Origin of the sequence: Curtobacterium oceanosedimentum (assembly GCF_020297365.1) — a bacterium.
In the GTDB taxonomy this organism is placed as follows: Bacteria; Actinomycetota; Actinomycetes; order Actinomycetales; family Microbacteriaceae; genus Curtobacterium.
This window is the reverse complement of record NZ_JAIXIG010000018.1, coordinates 56,014-71,775: the sequence shown is the minus strand read 5'-3', so window position 1 is coordinate 71,775 and position 15,762 is coordinate 56,014. Positions and strand designations below refer to the sequence as shown.

14 protein-coding genes are annotated in these 15,762 nt (G+C 70.8%); 4 read left to right on the top strand and 10 right to left on the bottom strand.

Translation table 11 applies throughout. The features are described from left to right. The 3 genes from LEL83_RS09890 to LEL83_RS09880 all read right to left on the bottom strand — a co-directional run. Positions 1-977: GNAT family N-acetyltransferase (locus LEL83_RS09890; protein ID WP_225558672.1), on the bottom strand; the 977-nt coding region annotated here is incomplete at its 3' end. Continuing rightward, entirely contained in the window at positions 974-2,386 is a 1,413-nt protein-coding gene (locus tag LEL83_RS09885; protein WP_225558671.1) for a lysine N(6)-hydroxylase/L-ornithine N(5)-oxygenase family protein, read from the bottom strand. The genes LEL83_RS09885 and LEL83_RS09890, both read right to left, overlap by 4 nt. Next, on the bottom strand, positions 2,383-3,804 hold the full coding sequence (locus LEL83_RS09880; RefSeq protein ID WP_225558670.1) for a pyridoxal phosphate-dependent decarboxylase family protein: 1,422 nt from the start codon (positions 3,802-3,804) through the stop codon (positions 2,383-2,385). Before LEL83_RS09880 ends, LEL83_RS09885 begins: the two co-directional genes overlap by 4 nt. A gap of 110 nt (positions 3,805-3,914) precedes the next feature. Here LEL83_RS09880 and LEL83_RS09875 point away from each other — a divergent pair, with 110 nt between their 5' ends. Further along, positions 3,915-4,409: a GNAT family N-acetyltransferase gene (locus LEL83_RS09875; RefSeq protein ID WP_225558669.1), complete on the top strand. Its 495-nt coding sequence runs from the start codon at positions 3,915-3,917 to the stop codon at positions 4,407-4,409. An 8-nt stretch (positions 4,410-4,417) separates the two neighbouring features. Here the strand turns inward: LEL83_RS09875 and LEL83_RS09870 are convergent, their stop codons facing one another. Further along, a complete protein-coding gene (locus LEL83_RS09870) occupies positions 4,418-6,865 on the bottom strand; it encodes an ATP-dependent helicase (protein ID WP_225558668.1) in 2,448 nt (815 codons plus the stop codon). Positions 6,866-6,922: 57 nt separating this feature from the next. On the opposite strand from LEL83_RS09870, the gene LEL83_RS09865 reads away from it, so the two are divergent. Further along, entirely contained in the window at positions 6,923-7,594 is a 672-nt protein-coding gene (locus LEL83_RS09865) for a hypothetical protein (RefSeq protein ID WP_225558667.1), read from the top strand. Here the strand turns inward: LEL83_RS09865 and LEL83_RS09860 are convergent. After that, on the bottom strand, positions 7,559-8,581 hold the full coding sequence (locus LEL83_RS09860) for a glycerophosphodiester phosphodiesterase family protein (RefSeq protein WP_225558666.1): 1,023 nt from the start codon (positions 8,579-8,581) through the stop codon (positions 7,559-7,561). The genes LEL83_RS09865 and LEL83_RS09860 overlap by 36 nt on opposite strands. A 106-nt stretch (positions 8,582-8,687) precedes the next feature. Here LEL83_RS09860 and LEL83_RS09855 point away from each other — a divergent pair, with 106 nt between their 5' ends. After that, a complete protein-coding gene (locus LEL83_RS09855; protein WP_225558665.1) occupies positions 8,688-9,668 on the top strand; it encodes a DUF817 domain-containing protein in 981 nt (326 codons plus the stop codon). Positions 9,669-9,704: 36 nt separating this feature from the next. Then, complete coding sequence (locus LEL83_RS09850) at positions 9,705-10,571, top strand: Bax inhibitor-1/YccA family protein (RefSeq protein WP_198656948.1); 867 nt, start codon at positions 9,705-9,707, stop codon at positions 10,569-10,571. Positions 10,572-10,923: 352 nt separating this feature from the next. Here LEL83_RS09850 and guaA read toward each other — a convergent pair whose 3' ends face one another. From guaA to LEL83_RS09825, 5 genes are read right to left on the bottom strand one after another with little or no spacing between them, the layout of a single operon-like run. Continuing rightward, positions 10,924-12,504 (bottom strand): glutamine-hydrolyzing GMP synthase, encoded by a 1,581-nt coding sequence (gene guaA, locus LEL83_RS09845; protein ID WP_198656949.1) that lies wholly within the window; start codon positions 12,502-12,504, stop codon positions 10,924-10,926. Continuing rightward, positions 12,501-12,947 (bottom strand): DUF3817 domain-containing protein, encoded by a 447-nt coding sequence (locus tag LEL83_RS09840; RefSeq protein ID WP_198656950.1) that lies wholly within the window; start codon positions 12,945-12,947, stop codon positions 12,501-12,503. Before LEL83_RS09840 ends, guaA begins: the two co-directional genes overlap by 4 nt. A 10-nt stretch (positions 12,948-12,957) precedes the next feature. Then, positions 12,958-13,734 carry an SURF1 family cytochrome oxidase biogenesis protein gene (locus tag LEL83_RS09835; RefSeq protein WP_198656951.1) on the bottom strand — a complete coding sequence of 259 codons (777 nt, stop codon included), beginning with the start codon at positions 13,732-13,734 and terminating at the stop codon, positions 12,958-12,960. Positions 13,735-13,739: 5 nt separating this feature from the next. Then, complete coding sequence (locus LEL83_RS09830) at positions 13,740-15,170, bottom strand: cation:proton antiporter (RefSeq protein WP_198656952.1); 1,431 nt, start codon at positions 15,168-15,170, stop codon at positions 13,740-13,742. Positions 15,171-15,173: 3 nt separating this feature from the next. After that, a complete protein-coding gene (locus LEL83_RS09825; RefSeq protein WP_198656953.1) occupies positions 15,174-15,704 on the bottom strand; it encodes a cation:proton antiporter regulatory subunit in 531 nt (176 codons plus the stop codon). Between the last annotated feature and the right edge of the window lie 58 nt (positions 15,705-15,762).

Here is a 15,762-nt window from a genome sequence, read left to right as displayed (position 1 = left end):
CGCGCGAGCTGCGCCGCCGACGGCCCGCCCCGCCGGTGCTTCGCCGCCGCACTCGCCAGGGTCGAGGCGATCTCCTCCAGGTACGTCCCCAGCAGCTCGTCGGGGATCCCGAGCACCTCCCGCAGCTCCAGCACGAGGTCCTGCGCGCTGAGCGGCGCCGGCTCCCCCGCACGGGTCCGCGCCAACGAGGCCTCGTCGATCGACCAGTGCTCGAGCACGTGCTGCCGCGCCCGGAACCGGTAGGTCGACTCGCCCGCGTCGACCCGCCACCCGTCCCCGTCTGCCTCGGGAGCGATCAGTCGTTCGTGCGTGAACTCCGCGATCGTCTTCGCGACGAGGTGCCGTTCGGCGGGCTCCAGGTGCTCCGGCCGCAGGTGCGCGGCCGGCCCGTCGTCGTCCGGCACACCGATCCGGTCGGTGTCGAGTACCGACAGCAGCGCCCGCTTCCCGCCGACGTCCACCTGTCGCAGCGCGCGGAACCCGACCTCGGCGTTCTTCGCCTGCACGGCCGTGTTCCGCACGTCCGGTTCGACGACGACCCGACGCGCGCCGAGGGCGTCCCGGCAGTGCTCGACGACGGCGCGCATCACCGCGCTCGTCAGGCCGTGCACGCGGCCCGCGGCAGGCGGCGGCGCGACGAGCAGGTGCATGCCGACGTCGCCCGGCTCCGCCGCCCACACGTCGGTGAGCAGGACGACGGAGGGATCGTACGTCTCGGCCAGGAAGCACGGGTCGCCGTCGCGACGGCCGAGCCACGCGGCCTGCGCCGGGTCCGCCTGCACGCCGGCCAGGTAGGCGCGGACACCGTCCACGTCGAGGTCACCCATCTCCCACCAGGACGACGCCGGGTGCGCGAGCCACGACTGCACGACGGCGGCGTCGCGTTCCGGGTCCACGGGTTCGACGGTCAGGAGGCCCGGCCCGGCTCCCACGGGCACGGTCGCGTCCGGCGCGGTGGTCGTCACGGTCGTGCTCATGCGGACACCTCCGCACGCTCGGTCGCGTGCCGGGCCGGCGCGTGCTCCGCGGCGCCGGGGTGGCCGGTGGACGGCGCTCCTGTCGACTGCCCCGAGGCGGGCAGGCCGAACTCCTGGAAGGCGATCCGGGCCTCCAGGCCGTACACGGGGCGACCCGTGACGGACCGGATGATCGACGCGTTCCGCCAGGCTCCCATGCCGAGGTCGGGCGCGGTCAGGCCGTGCGTGTGCTCCTCGGCGTTCTGCACCCAGATGCGTCCGCCCAGGGTGTCGACGTGGTGGTCGCGGGCGACGGCCAGGCGACCACGGGAGTCGCGGGCGACCAGGTGCTCGACCGGCTCGAGGAACCGCGGCGCCCGCGGGGTGTACCCGGTCGCGAGCACCAGCTGCTCGACCTCGTGCTCGTACGTCTGGTCGAGCTGCTCGTGGCGCAGCGTCAGCCGGTACGTGCCGCGGTCGGCGAGCCAGGTGGCGTCGACCACGCTCGTCTCGGTGCGGAGCGTCGTCGGGACCGGCCCCCGCGCACTGATCCGGTAGAGCTGGTCGTACAGGTCGTCGACCAGGTCGGCGCTGATCCCCTTGTACAGGCCGCGCTGCTCCCGGCCGAGGCGGTCGCGGACGGCCTCGGGCAGGGCGTGGAAGTGGTCCGTGTACTCCGGGCTCGTCATCTCGAGGGTGAGCTTGGTGTCCTCCATCGGGAAGAACCGGGGCGAGCGCGTGATCCAGTCGAGGCGGTAGCCGTCCTGGCGGATGTCCTCGAGCAGGTCGCGGTAGACCTCGGCGGCGGACTGCCCGCTGCCGACGACGGCGATCGACCCGGCGTCGCGCAGGGCATCGCGGTTCGGCAGGAACGCGGCGGAGTGGATCGCCGGCCCGCCGATGCCCCGGAGCGGCGTGGGGACGGCGGGCTCGGTACCGATGCCCACGACGACGTGGCGGGCGCGGTAGGCCTCGGGGCCCTGGTCGGTCTCGGCGTGCACCGTGAACGTGTCGGTGACGGGGTCGTGCTCGACGGCGGTCACCCGGCGGCCCCACCGCAGGGTGTCGAGCCGGTCGGCGGCCCAGCGGCAGTACGCGTCGTACTCGCTGCGCAGGGGGTGGAAGTCCTCGCGGATGTAGAACGGGTACAGGCGCCCGGTCTCCTTGAGCCAGGCCAGGAACGAGAACGGCGAGGTCGGGTCGGCCATCGTCACCAGGTCGGCCAGGAACGGCACCTGGATCGTGGCGTCGTCGAGCATCATGCCGTGGTGCCAGGCGAAGCCGTCGGCGGCGTCGAGGAACACCGCGTCGAGGTCGTCGAGGGGATCGGTCAGGCAGGCGAGGCCGAGGTTGAACGGGCCGATGCCGATGCCGACGACGTCGTGGACGGTGGCGGCGGCGGTGCGGTCGGCGGTGCGGTCGGTCGTCATCGGATCGCTCCCTCGGGCGTGGTGGTGGTCGCGCGGACACGCTCGGCCGTCGCGACGACGTGCTCCAGCGAGGCGCGCATCTGCTCCGGGGTGGTCTCGGGGTTGAGCAGCGTGAGCTTGTTGCAGGGGCGGCCGTCGATCACCGTCTTGGCGATGAGCACCCGCCCCTCGGCGAGCAGGGCCGCGCGGATCGGGGCGACCAGCGCGTCGGCGTCCTCGTCGGTCATGCCGACGGGCTGCCAGCGGAACAGCACGGTGCTGAGCTGCGTCGGCGCGACGAGCACCAGGTCGGGGTGCTCGTCGACCATCCGGTGGGTGGCCGCTGCGAGGTCGATGACGGCGTCGAACGCGGTGCCGATCGCCTCGGCTCCGGTTGCCCGCAGGGTCGCCCAGAGCTTGAGGGCATCGAACCGGCGGGTGGTCTGCAGCGACTTGTCGACCTGGTTGGGCTCGTCGGCGTCCTCCGGGTTGAGGTAGTCGGCGTACCAGGCGGTGCGACGCAGGTCCTCCGGGTGCTGCACGAGCAGCGCGCTCGACGACACCGGCTGGAAGAACGACTTGTGCAGGTCGGCGGTCAGGCTCCGGGCGCGCTCGATGCCGGCGAGCAGGTGCCGTCGGGTCGGTGAGACGAGCAGACCGCATCCGTAGGCGGCGTCCACGTGCAGCCAGACGTCCTCGAGGTCGCAGACGTCGGCGATCGGCTCGACGGGGTCGATCACCCCGCGGTCGGTGGTGCCGGCGGTGGCGACGACGGCCATCGGCGTCTGCCCGGCCGCGCGGGCGGCGGCGATCGCCTCGGCGAGGGCGGCGGGCACCATCCGGCCGGCTTCGTCGGTGGCGATGGCGACCACGGCCTCGAGCCCGAGCAGCCGCGCGGACTTCGCGATGCTGAAGTGGGTCTCGGCAGTCGTGAAGACGGTGCCACTCACGCCGAGGGCCTCGCGCGCCAGCAGCAGTGCCTGCAGGTTCGACTGCGAGCCGCCGGAGGTGAAGATGCCGTCGCCCGCGGCGAACCCGATCCGCCGTGCGAGCCAGTCGACAACGGCGCGCTCGATGTCCGTACCGATGCGCGACTGGTCCCACGTGTCGACGGAGGGGTTCACGGCGGCGAGCACGGCCTCGGCGGCGACCGCAGGCAGGGCGACCGGGCAGTTCAGGTGCGCCAGGTAGCCGGGCGCGTGGAACCAGACGGCTTCGCGGACGAACAGCTCGTCGAGTTCGGCGAGCGCGCGGTCCGTCCCGATCGCCGGAGCGTCGAGGTCCACGGCGGCCACCCTCCCGCGCAGGACGGATGCCGACGAGTCGGTCGTGGGCCGGTCGGCGACGGCGATGCGGTCGGCGAGCCGGTCGACCGTGGAACCGACTGCCTGCCGGTAGCGCTGGGCGGTCGTGGGGCTGATCAGGTCGAGCGATTTCATGTTAGGTGAGGCTAACCTCACCTGGCATTCCTGTCACCCGAACGGGGCACCGGGCGTGGCGGACGCGAGCGCCGCTCGAGGGCGGTCGGTCGTGCCGGTACGGTCGGGGCATGGGGAACGCGCCATCGATCACCGTCCGGGCCGCCGACGATCGCGACGCCCCGGGGATCGCCGACGTCCACGTGCAGGCCTGGCGCGAGGCCTACGCCCACCTGCTGCCCGCGGCGTTCCTCGGCTCGCTCGACCCGGTCGCCCGCACGTCCCGCTGGCGGCGCATCATCGCCGACCCCGCGATCACCGTCCTCGTCGCGGAGCACGACGGTCGGATCGTCGGCTGGGCCACCGCCGGGCCCGGACGCGACGTGCCACCCGTCTGGGACCGCGAGCTCGAGGGCATCTACGTCCTCGCGACGATGCACGGGACGGGTGCGGGACAGGCGCTCCTCGACCAGGCGATCGGCGACCGGCCGGCGTTCCTGTGGGTCGCCGACGACAACCCGCGCGCCGAGGCCTTCTACCGCCGCAACGGGTTCCGCCGTGACGGCACGACCAAGACCCAGCGCCTCGGCGACGTCGATCTCGTCGCGACCCGGATGGTGCGCTGACCCGTCGGCTAGAGCTTCTCGATCGGCGCGATCTTGATGAGCAGCTTCTTGCGGCCCGCCGAGTCGAAGGCGATCTCGGCGATGCGCTTGGCACCCTGCCCCGTGACCGCGGACACCGTGCCCTCGCCGAAGTCGACGTGCTTGATGCGGTCGCCGGCTGCGAGCTCCATGTCCCCGTTGTCGCGGACCTGCCCGGACACCCGGTTCGCCCACTCGGTCTTCGGGCGGGTCTTCGACGCCGCCGCGGCACGGTCGTACGAGCCGCCGCCCCAGCCTCCGCCGCCGCGGTACCCGCCGCCACCGCCACCGCCGCCGAAGCCGCCCTCGCGCTTCGCGTTGAGTGCACGGGGTTGCGTGCCGCCGCGGCTGTTCGCCATGCCCGGCGACTGCTTCCACTCGATCAGGCCCTCGGGGATCTCCTGCAGGAACCGCGACGGCATTGCCACGTTGACGTCGCCGAACTGCGCGCGGGTCATCGCCAGCGACAGGAACAGGGACTTCTTGGCACGGGTGATGCCGACGTAGAACAGCCGGCGCTCTTCCGAGGGGCCACCTGGCTCGTTGGCGCTCATCCGGTGCGGCAGCAGGTCTTCCTCGACGCCGGTCAGGAACACCGCGTCGTACTCCAACCCCTTCGCGGTGTGCAGGGTCATGAGCGACACCGTGCCCGACGAGTCGTCGAGCTCGTCCGCCGCGGCGACCAGCGAGACCTCGGTCAGGAAGTCCGACAGGGTGCCCTCGGGGTTGTTCTTCTGGAACTCCCGCGTGACGGCGACGAGTTCGTCGATGTTGTCGGCCCGGGCGGCGTCCTGCGCGTCGGGCGACTTCCGCAGGTTCTCGAGCAGGCCGGAGCCGTCGAGCAGCTGCGTCAGGGTGTCCACCACCGGCTGCGTCGGTGCCTTCTCGGACACGGAGTCGAGCAACCCGGCGAACTCGGTGATGGCGTTCCGCACCTTCGGCCCGAACCCGAGCTCTCCGGCGTGCCGCAGGGCGTCACGCATCGTCGTCTCGTGCTCGTCGGCGTAGCGCTGCAGGGTGGTCTCGGTGACGGCGCCGATGCCCCGCTTCGGCACGTTGAGGATGCGGCGGAGCGCCATCGGGTCGGCCGGGTTCGCGACCGTGATCAGGTACGCCATGGCGTCCTTGATCTCGGCACGCTCGTAGAACTTGGTGCCGCCGAGCACGCGGTACGGGATAGCGGCGCGGATGAAGATCTCCTCCAGCGCGCGGGTCTGCGAGTTCGTCCGGTAGAACACCGCCATGTCGCGGTAGTCCGTGCCGTCCTCGCGCAGACGCTGGATCTCGTCGGCGACGAACTGGGCTTCGTCGTGGCCGGTGTACCCGGTGAACCCGATGATCTTCTCGCCGGCGCCGACGTCGGTGAACAGGTTCTTCGCCTGACGGTCGAAGTTGTTCGCGATGACGGCGTTCGCGGCGTCGAGGATGTTCTGCGTCGAGCGGTAGTTCTGTTCGAGCAGGATCACCTTGGAGTTCGGGAAGTCCCGCTCGAACTCGACGATGTTGCGGATGTCGGCCCCGCGGAACGCGTAGATCGACTGGTCCGAGTCGCCGACCACGGTCAGGGACGCCGGCGCGATGGAACCGTCGGCCTCGCGCATCCGGGCGACGTGCTGGCCGGAGTCCTCGAGCTTGTCGACCTGATCGACCGGGACCGCGCGGGTGAGCTCGCGGATCAGGGCGTACTGGGCGTGGTTCGTGTCCTGGTACTCGTCGACCAGGATGAAGCGGAAGCGCCGCTGGTACAGGGCGGCGACGTCGGGGAAGGCCCGGAACAGGAAGACCGTCTGTCCGATGAGGTCGTCGAAGTCGAACGCGTTCGCCCGGCGCAGCTCGTTCGTGTACCGCCGGAACACCTCGGTGAACATGACCTCTTGCGGGTCGTTCACGTTGATGTTCCGCGCGTAGGTGTCGATGTCCTGCAGCTCGTTCTTGAGCTTGGAGATCTTCGACGCCGCGGCGCCGACCGTCAGCCCGAGGGAGTCGGCCTCGAGCTCCTTGACGATCCGCTTGAGCAGCGCCTTGGAGTCGGCGGAGTCGTAGATGGTGAACGACTGCGGGAACCCGAACCGCTCGGCCTCGCGCCGGAGGATCCGCACGCACGCGGAGTGGAACGTCGAGATCCACATGCCCTCGGCCTCGCCGCCGACCAGGGCACGCACCCGCTCGCGCATCTCGGCGGCGGCCTTGTTCGTGAACGTGATCGCCAGGATCTGCGACGGCCAGGCCTCGCGGTTGGCGAGCAGCAGCGCGATACGGCGGGTGAGCACGCTCGTCTTGCCGGAACCGGCACCGGCGACGATCAGCAGGGACTCGCCGCGGTACTCGACGGCTTCCTTCTGCTGGGGGTTCAGACCCGCGGTGAACGGGTCTTCGTACGCGCGGGCACCGGCGCCCGGCTCGGGCGTCGATTCGAAGGGGTCGAGCACGATCGTCATGTCCGGAACAGTCTAGGCGAGACCCCCGACAGCGACCTCGTGCGGCAGGATGGCGCCGTGGCGATCACAACGGACCGACCTGACGTCTTCGTGCTCCCCGCGATGTCGGCCGCGATCCCCGTCACGCAGGACGTCCTCTGCATCCTCCCTCCGGACGGGCGCGACGACCCCGCCGCGATCATCGAGAGCCACCGTCGGGCCCGTGCTCAGCGGTCTCGACAGGACACGGCGGGGTGCCTGGTCCCGCTGTCGATCGGCCTGGTCACCGCTGTGCTGTGCCTGGCCGCACTCGGAGCCCTCGCTTCGTCGACGTTCCCGAGGAGCGCCCGGCTCCTCGTCGCCGTCGTGGTGTTCCTCGTCGTCTCGTCCGCCGTCGCGGTCCTCGTCGATCGACGGCAACGGCGACGGCCACCGGTGCAGCCCCTCCCGGTGACACCCATCGACCCTCGGGTCGCCCGTCTCGCGCCCGGGGACCTGCCCGCGGCCGAGGTCATCCGCGCCTCGGCAGTCCTGCAGGCGCTCGACCGTGCACGTGTCGACCTCCGGAAGGGCGAACACGACGCCGACCTGACGGACGCGCAACGGACGGTCTCGCCCGGCGACCGGAGCACGTGGTTCTTCCGGCCCGAGGACCTGGCCGGGCTCCGCGCCGCCGCAACGTCCGCACGCGAGGAGGCCACCGAGTTCCTCCGGTCAACCGGCATCCCGCTCGAGGCGCTCGAGGACTGACCGGGCACGCACCGCCAGGTCGGGGTGGTCGGCGAACACACCGTCGACGCCCGTCCGGAGGATCGACGTGTACCAGCGCTCCCAGTCACCGAACGCCGCGACGTCGCCGCCACGCCGGAGCGGCGAGGGCAGGAACCGGTTCTCCGGCCGGAGCGTCCACGTGTACACGGCGAGCCCGACGGCGTGCGCGCGGTCGACGATCCCGCTCCGCACCGGTGACGGGTCGTCGAGTGCGACGGTGTCGACCCCGGCCATCAGGGTCCCGAGGTCGACGCTGATGCCGTGGAACTCGGTGGCGAACGACGCGAGCGCGTCGTCGGATCGCTCGGCGGCGTACGTGGGAGCCAGCGACCCGTGGGTCGCGACCTCGTCCGGGGCGCTGCCCCGGGCCTCCTGGAGGTACACGAGCCGTCCGCCCGTGCCGCGCTCGCGCAGGTCACGGAGCACGCCCTTCTCGAAGCTCTCGACGGTCAGGCGGTCGTCGTGCCGCCACCCGGCCCCGCCGAGGGCGGCGTCGACCAGTTCGCCCATCGGGAACCCGGCGCGCTCGAAGTACGCGGCGTGCTTGACCTCGGCGACGAGTCCCACGGGGCGGGGTGCGGCGTCGAGGATCGCGAGCAGGTCCTCGAGGCGCAGGACCGGCTGCTCGCCGTCGTGCGCGGCCGAGTCGGGTCGCAGGACCGGCAGGCGTTCGCGGGTCCGGAGCGTCCGGAGCTCGGCCCAGGTGAAGTCCTCGGTGAACCACCCCGTCACCGTCTGACCGTCGACGGTCTTCGTCGTGCGCAGGTGCCGGAACTCGGGGTGGTCGGCGACGTCCGTGGTGCCGGAGACCTCGTTCTCGTGGCGGAGCACCAGCACGCCGTCCTTCGTCGGCACGAGATCCGGTTCGATCGCGTCCGCACCGAGTTCGATCGCGAGCTCGTACGCGCTCCGGGAGTGCTCGGGGCGGTAGCCGGGTGCACCGCGGTGGGCGATCACGAGGGTCATGGCGCGACCCTACTTGCCGCGGGTGACCGGTGGACCGGCTGTGTCGCGGGACACACGCGTCCGGCGGCGGGCCGTCGTTCCCAGGCTGTGGTCCGAGCATCGCCGCATGACCGTCCGATCCCTGTCCACCGCCGTCGAGGCCCGGATCGACCGAGCCGCCCGGCGGGTGCTCGATGCCGGACACCAGCCGCACCGCCCCGTGCGGGTGTTCGTGACCGAGTTCCTGGTGTTCGGCGCGAAGCAGGCCTGGGCGTGCGCGTTCGGGGCGCTGCTGCTCGCGACGATGGCCGTGGCGCACCTGACCGTGCCGGCCGCGATGCGGAACGACGTGCTCACCGTCGCGGCCGTGCTCCTGCAGGTCGGCATGCTCGTGTGCGGGCTCGAGACCGTCCGTGAACTCCGGGTCGTGCTCCTGTTCCACGTCGTCGGGACCGCGATGGAGGTGTTCAAGACGCACATGGGCTCGTGGACGTACGAGCCGGGCGGGCTGCTCGTCGTCGCCGGGGTCCCGCTCTTCTCGGGGTTCATGTACGGCGCCGTCGGCTCGTACATGGTGCGGGTGTACCGCCTGTTCGACCTGCGGTTCGACCGGTACCCACGGCAGTGGCTGCTGGCGGTGGTGGCGGCCGGGATCTACCTGAACTTCTTCGCGCACCACTTCGTCGCCGATGCCCGGTTCCCGTTGCTCGCCCTCGTGCTGCTGCTGTTCGCCCGGACCACCATGCACGTCCGGGTCCACCGGGCGACGGTGCGGATGCCCGTGCTCGTCGCGATGGCCCTCGTCGCGGTGTTCATCTGGGCAGCCGAGAACGTGGCCACCTGGGCCGGGGCGTGGAGCTACCCGGCGCAGCTCGCGGTGTGGCAGCCGGTGTCCGCGACGAAGATCGTGGCGTGGTTCCTGCTCATGACGATCTCGGTCGCCCTGGTCACCTGGCTGTACCCGGCGGTGCCGTCAGGGTCGGCAGCGGACTCTCGACGTGTTCGGGGCAGCCGTGCAGAGGACGCCCCTAGGCTTCCGGCGGCGGGGCCCCCGAGCCCGCGTCCGCTTGCCGCGAATCCTCAGCCTTCCGCGACCCAGCGCACCTAGGCTGAGAGGACTCCAATCTCCTAGGAAGAGGACACCATGGCCTTCAAGCCCGGTTTCGACCAGTCCCCCGCCTTCAACGACCAGGGACGCAACGCCTGGGGCGGCGGCGCTGGTCAGCAGCAGGCCGGCTGGGGACAGACCCCGCGGCAGGCTCAGGGCGGCATGACCCCCGAGCAGCTGCAGTACATGTACGACCGTCCCGCGGCCTCCACGGTCGACACGGACCGCATGTCGTACGAGGACACCATCGTCAAGACGCTGCTCGCCTTCGGCGTGCTCCTCGTCGGTGCGGTGGCCGGCTGGAACCTGCCCCCGATCGTCTGGGTCGTCGGCGCGCTCGTCGGGTTCGTCCTGGCGCTCGTCAACACCTTCAAGAAGAAGCCGTCGCCGGGCCTGATCCTGACGTACGCGTTCTTCGAGGGACTGTTCGTCGGTGGCATCTCGAACTTCTTCCAGACCGCGATCCCACAGGCTGACGGCATCGTCGCGCAGGCTGTGTTCGGCACCCTGGGCGTGTTCTTCGTCACCCTGCTGCTGTTCCGGTCCGGCAAGATCCGCGCGACGCCGAAGGCCACCCGCTTCTTCATCATCGCGGGCGTCGGCTACCTGGCGTTCTCGCTCGTGAACATGGTCCTGATGCTCACCGGCGTCACCGACTCGGCGTTCGGTCTCCGTGGCATCACGATCTTCGGCATCCCGCTCGGCGTCCTCATCGGCATCTTCGTCGTCGTGATGGCCGCGTACTCGCTGGTCCTGGACTTCGACCAGATCAAGACCGGTGTCGAGCGCGGCGCACCCCGCATCTACGCCTGGACCGCGGCGTTCGGCCTCATCGTGACGGTCGTCTGGCTGTACATCGAGATCCTGCGCATCCTCGCGATCCTGGCGAGCAACCGCGAGTAGGTCTCGCCAGCACGACACGAAGGGCCCCGGCACACGCCGGGGCCCTTCGTCGTTCCCGGGTGGACGACCGGCGGGTGGGCGGCCCCGCGGGTGGGTCCGGGTCGGCTCGGGGCCGGTCTCGGTCGCCGCGGGGCCGGCCGCAGTCGCGCGAAACTCCGCCCGCACTCGGGTGACCGGTCACGCGCCGTCGCCCCGCGCTCCCCCGAACGACTCTGCGTGACCGCTCGACGTCATCGGCGCGGGGCGTCGTGACCGATCACCACGCCGCACGCCGCCCACGCCCGCGCGCACCCGGACGCACGAGGGCCCGGCGCGCATACTGCGCACCGGGCCCTCGGGACTCAGGGGAGCATCACTCCCACTCGATCGTTCCCGGCGGCTTCGACGTGACGTCGAGCACGACCCGGTTGACGTCGGGCACCTCGTTCGTGATGCGGTTCGAGATCTTCGCCAGGGTGTCGTACGGCAGACGCGTCCAGTCGGCGGTCATGGCGTCCTCGGAGGAGACCGGACGGAGCACGATCGGGTGCCCGTAGGTCCGGCCGTCACCCTGCACGCCCACGGAGCGGACGTCGGCGAGCAGCACGACCGGGCACTGCCAGATCTCCTCGTCGAGGCCGGCCGCGGTGAGCTCCTCGCGGGCGATCTTGTCGGCGGCGCGGAGCAGCTCGAGGCGGTCCTTCGTGACCTCGCCGACGATGCGGATGCCGAGCCCCGGGCCGGGGAACGGCTGACGACCGACGATGACCTCGGGCAGCCCGAGCTCGCGACCGACGGCACGGACCTCGTCCTTGAACAGGGTGCGCAGCGGCTCGACGAGCTCGAACGTCATGTCCTCGGGCAGGCCGCCGACGTTGTGGTGCGACTTGATGTTCGCGGTGCCCGCTCCGCCGCCGGACTCGACGACGTCGGGGTAGAGGGTGCCCTGCACGAGGAACTTGACCTCGCCCGCCTCGTCGTCACCGCGGGCCTCGAGCACGAGCGCCTCGGCAGCCCCTTCGAAGGTGCGGATGAACTCGCGGCCGATGATCTTGCGCTTCTGCTCCGGGTCGCTCACGCCGGCGAGCGCGTCGAGGAACTGCTGCTCGGCGTCGACCGTGATGAGCCGCACGCCCGTGGAGGCGACGTAGTCCTCTTCCACCTGCTTGCGCTCGTCGGCGCGGAGGAGACCGTGGTCGACGAAGACGCAGGTCAGCTGGTCGCCGACGGCCTTGTGCACCAGGGCAGCGGCGACGGCGGAGTCGACCCCGCCGGACAACCCGGCGATGACCCGGGCGGAGCCGACCTGCTCGCGGATGCGGGCGACCTGCTCCTCGATGACGTTGCTCGAGTTCCAGTCGCCGGGCAGGCCAGCGGCACGGTGCAGGAAGTTCTCGAGCACGGCCTGGCCGAACACGGAGTGCTTCACCTCGGGGTGCCACTGCACGCCGTAGAGCTTGCGCTCGTCGGAGGCGAACGCCGCCACGGGCGTCGAGGCGCTCGAGGCGAGGACCTCGAAGCCCTCCGGGGCCTTCGCCACGGAGTCGCCGTGCGACATCCACGTGACCTGCGACCCGGGCTGTCCGCCGAGCAGGACGCTGTCGGTCCCGGTGACGTCGACCGCGGTCGCGCCGTACTCACGCAGTCCGGTGTTCGCGACCTCGCCGCCCAGGGCGGTCGCCATGGCCTGGAAGCCGTAGCAGATGCCGAGCACGGGGACGCCGAGCTCGAGGATCTCGCCGTCGAGCGACGGTGCGCCGTCCTCGTACACGGACGACGGCCCGCCGGACAGCACGATCGCGGCCGGGTCCTTCGCGCGGATCTCGTCCGCGGTGACGGAGTGCGGCACGATCTCGCTGTAGACGTTCGCCTCACGCACGCGACGTGCGATCAGTTGCGCGTACTGGGCGCCGAAGTCGACGACGAGGACGGGGCGCTGTTCGGTCTCGCTCACCGAGCGGCCTCCTTCTCACGCTGCTGCGCAGCGATCAGCTCGTGGTAGGTGTCCATGGCCTTCTGCTGCATGCGGTGTTCGACGACGAAGGACATGAACGGGATGATGCCCCCGAGGGCGATGAGCAGGAAGCGCGTCGGCCTCCAGCGCATGATGCTCCACAGGCGGAAGTCCGTGAAGAGGTAGAGCACGTACAGCCAGCCGTGGGCGATCAGGATCGCCGTCGACAGGTTGAACGTGCCGGGGGTCTCGCCCGCGGTGCCGTTCGGCACGAAGAACGGGCCGTTGCCGAGCTGCATCTCGAGCTGCAGCGGCGTGTACTTGATGACCATCTCGACCGCCAGCGCCAGCAGCAGCACACCGGTGATGTACGCCGAGACGCGGTACCACTTCACCGCCCCCGGGATCTTGGGGATGTCGCGGGGTCGGACGGTCAGGGCCATGTCGGCAATCCTACCGTCGGAGCGCGTCGGCTTCGGTGGCGAGCGCTGCCTCGCGCTCGTCCTCCTGCTCGCGCTCCCAGGCGTCCTTCACGAAGCGGTACCAGAGGAACACGGCGAAGCCGGCGAAGACGACCCACTCGATCGCGTAGAACAGGTTGAGCCAGTCGAACTGGACCTCGCGCGACGGGGCACGGTCGGCGATGGTGCCGAGGTCGGCGGCCTCCGCGGTGGTGCCGTCGGCGACGACGTACCCGAGGTACATCCGGTCGTCGAACGCCTGCCAGGTGTTGACGAGCCGTGCCGGTGCGACGGCCGAGAACTCGGCCTCCTTGTAGGCGTCCTGGTCGGGCGACTCGGCCGGGTAGTAGCGGCCCTGGACGGTCAGCGTCTGCCCGTCCGCCAGGCGCTCGCCCCCGGCGACGGCGTCCGCCCGTCGGTCGGACCAGCCGATGACGACCGGGAGGCTCGCCCCGCCATCCGAGTCCACCAGGTGCCCGACGGTCTGGTAGGTCCCACCCCCGGTGCGGCCGGTCAGGACGGTGGTGTCACCAGCGACGAAGGTGCCGGTGACGGTCACCTTCTGGCCGGCGAGGCTCTCGCTGACCGGCCGTTCCGGCGTGGTCACGGCCTCGAGGGTCCTGCGCGTCTCGGTGGTCGCCGGCAGGGGCTTGCCGTTGGCGATGCTCCGCTCGAGCTGCCACTTGCCCAGCCCCGCGAACACCCCCGCCAGCACGAGCGCCAGCAGCAGCAGCGCGATCCACCTCGGTCGTCGGGCAACGGCCCACATCTGTATCAGTACTCCGGATCGCGCTGTCGGACCGGGCGTTCGGGGCGCTCGGTGGGGATCTCGACCGGCGACGTCACGGGATCGGACGTCGGCTCGGGCCCCTCATTCTCTCGGTCGTCCCTGCCAGCGGCCTCCACGAGGGCGAACTCCTCGGCGAACTGGCGGTCCCGCTCGGCCCGACGTGCGGCTGCCGCGTCCTCGCTCTCGACCTCGGCTGCGTCGGCGGCCGCGGTCGCGGCGGCCGAGCGGCGGCCGCGCAGGCGGACGAGCCGGGCCGGCCGGACCACGAGGCGGCCGATCCGCTCGGAGTTGACGGCGAGCAGCGGACCGAGCACGGCCATGCACAGGACGTAGAGGCCCGCGAAGGCGGTGATCCGCGCCTCCAGGCCGGCGGCAGCCGACAGGGTGGCGAGGATCAGCGCGAACTCGCCGCGGTTCACCAGGATGACGGCGGTGTTGATGCCCTGCTGCAGGTTGAAGCCGTTCATCCGCGCGACGATCTGCCCGGCGACCGCGTTGAGCACGACCGTCATGCCGATGGCACCGAGGACGGGCCACAGGACCTCGCCGAAGGTCGACAGGTCGAGTCCGAGTCCGAAGTTCACGAAGAAGAACGCGGCGAAGACGTCACGCATCGGCAGGGCGAGCTGCTCGATGCGGTCGCGGTAGCGGGTCGCTCCGCAGAGCAGGCCGATGACGAACGCACCGATGGCGTCGGTCACGCCGAGCAGGTCGCCGATGCCACCGAACATGACGGCGAGGCCGAAGAACAGCACCGTGAACAGCTCGTCGTCGCGGGTGGCGAAGATCTTCGAGACCCACTTGCCCGCGAAGCGCGCGAGCGTGAACATCACGATGAGGAACCCGAACGCGAGTGCGAGCTTGCCGACGACGGCCCAGACGTTGGTGTCGCCGGACAGCACGACCGAGACGACCGCCAGGTAGACGGCGATGAAGACGTCCTCGATGACGGTGACGCCGAGGATCATCGGGGTCTCGTCGTTGGCCAGGCGCCGGAGTTCGATGAGGAGCTTCGTGACGATGGCGCTCGACGACGTGGCCGTCATGCCGGCGATGATCAAGGCTTCGCGGGTGCCCCAACCGAGCGAGAAGCCGAAGGCGAACCCGACGCCCATGTTGATGAGGACGTACGTGCCGCCGGAGGCCAGGAGCTTGCCGGCGTTGCCGTAGAACTCCTCTTGGTCGAACTCCAGGCCGAGGTTGAACAGCAGCAGGATGAGCCCGAACGTCGCGATGAGCTCGATCGTGTGCGACTCGACGCTGAGGCCGATCCACGGGGTGTGCGGACTCGCGATGAGTCCGACCACCATGTAGATCGGGATGGCGGGCAGCCCGATGGTCTTGCCGAGGCGCCCCAGGACGTAGGCGATGACGAAGAGCACGCCGATGGTGAGCAGTTCACCACCCAGGTGCATGCGCTAGCTCTTCCGCGGGGCCTCGGCCGAGGCGGCCGCAAGCTCTCCGCTGCGGTAGAAGGAGAACGCCTTGCTGACCTTCTCGGGGGCACCGGCGACGACGATCGTGTCGCCCGGGAACACCACGAAGTCCGACGAGGGCGCGGGGTTGGCACTGTCGCCGCGGACGACGGCCACGACGGTCAGGCCGATGAAGCCCGAGTCGTGCAGGTCGCCGAGGGGCTTGCCCGCGATGGCGTCGTCGTAGTCGACCGAGAACCAGTCGATGGACAGTCCGGGGATTTCGTCGAGCTTGTCGAGGCCCTCGGTGATCCGGGTGCCACCGAGCAGTTCGGCGAGGGTGTGCGCTTCGTCTTCGCTCAGGCGCAGCGAGACCTTCTCGGACTTGTCCGCCCCGTCGGAGACGTCGGCGAACGAGATGAGGTCGGAATGACCCGACCGGTGCGTGATGACACCGCACTTGCCACCGTCGTCGGTGTAGAAGCTGTGCAGCACGCCGACTCCGGGGAGTTTGACGCGATGGACGTCGACCATGGTGGCTCCCTCTTCGAGTACTCCCATGCTAACCACCAGGACCCCCCGCGCATTCCGC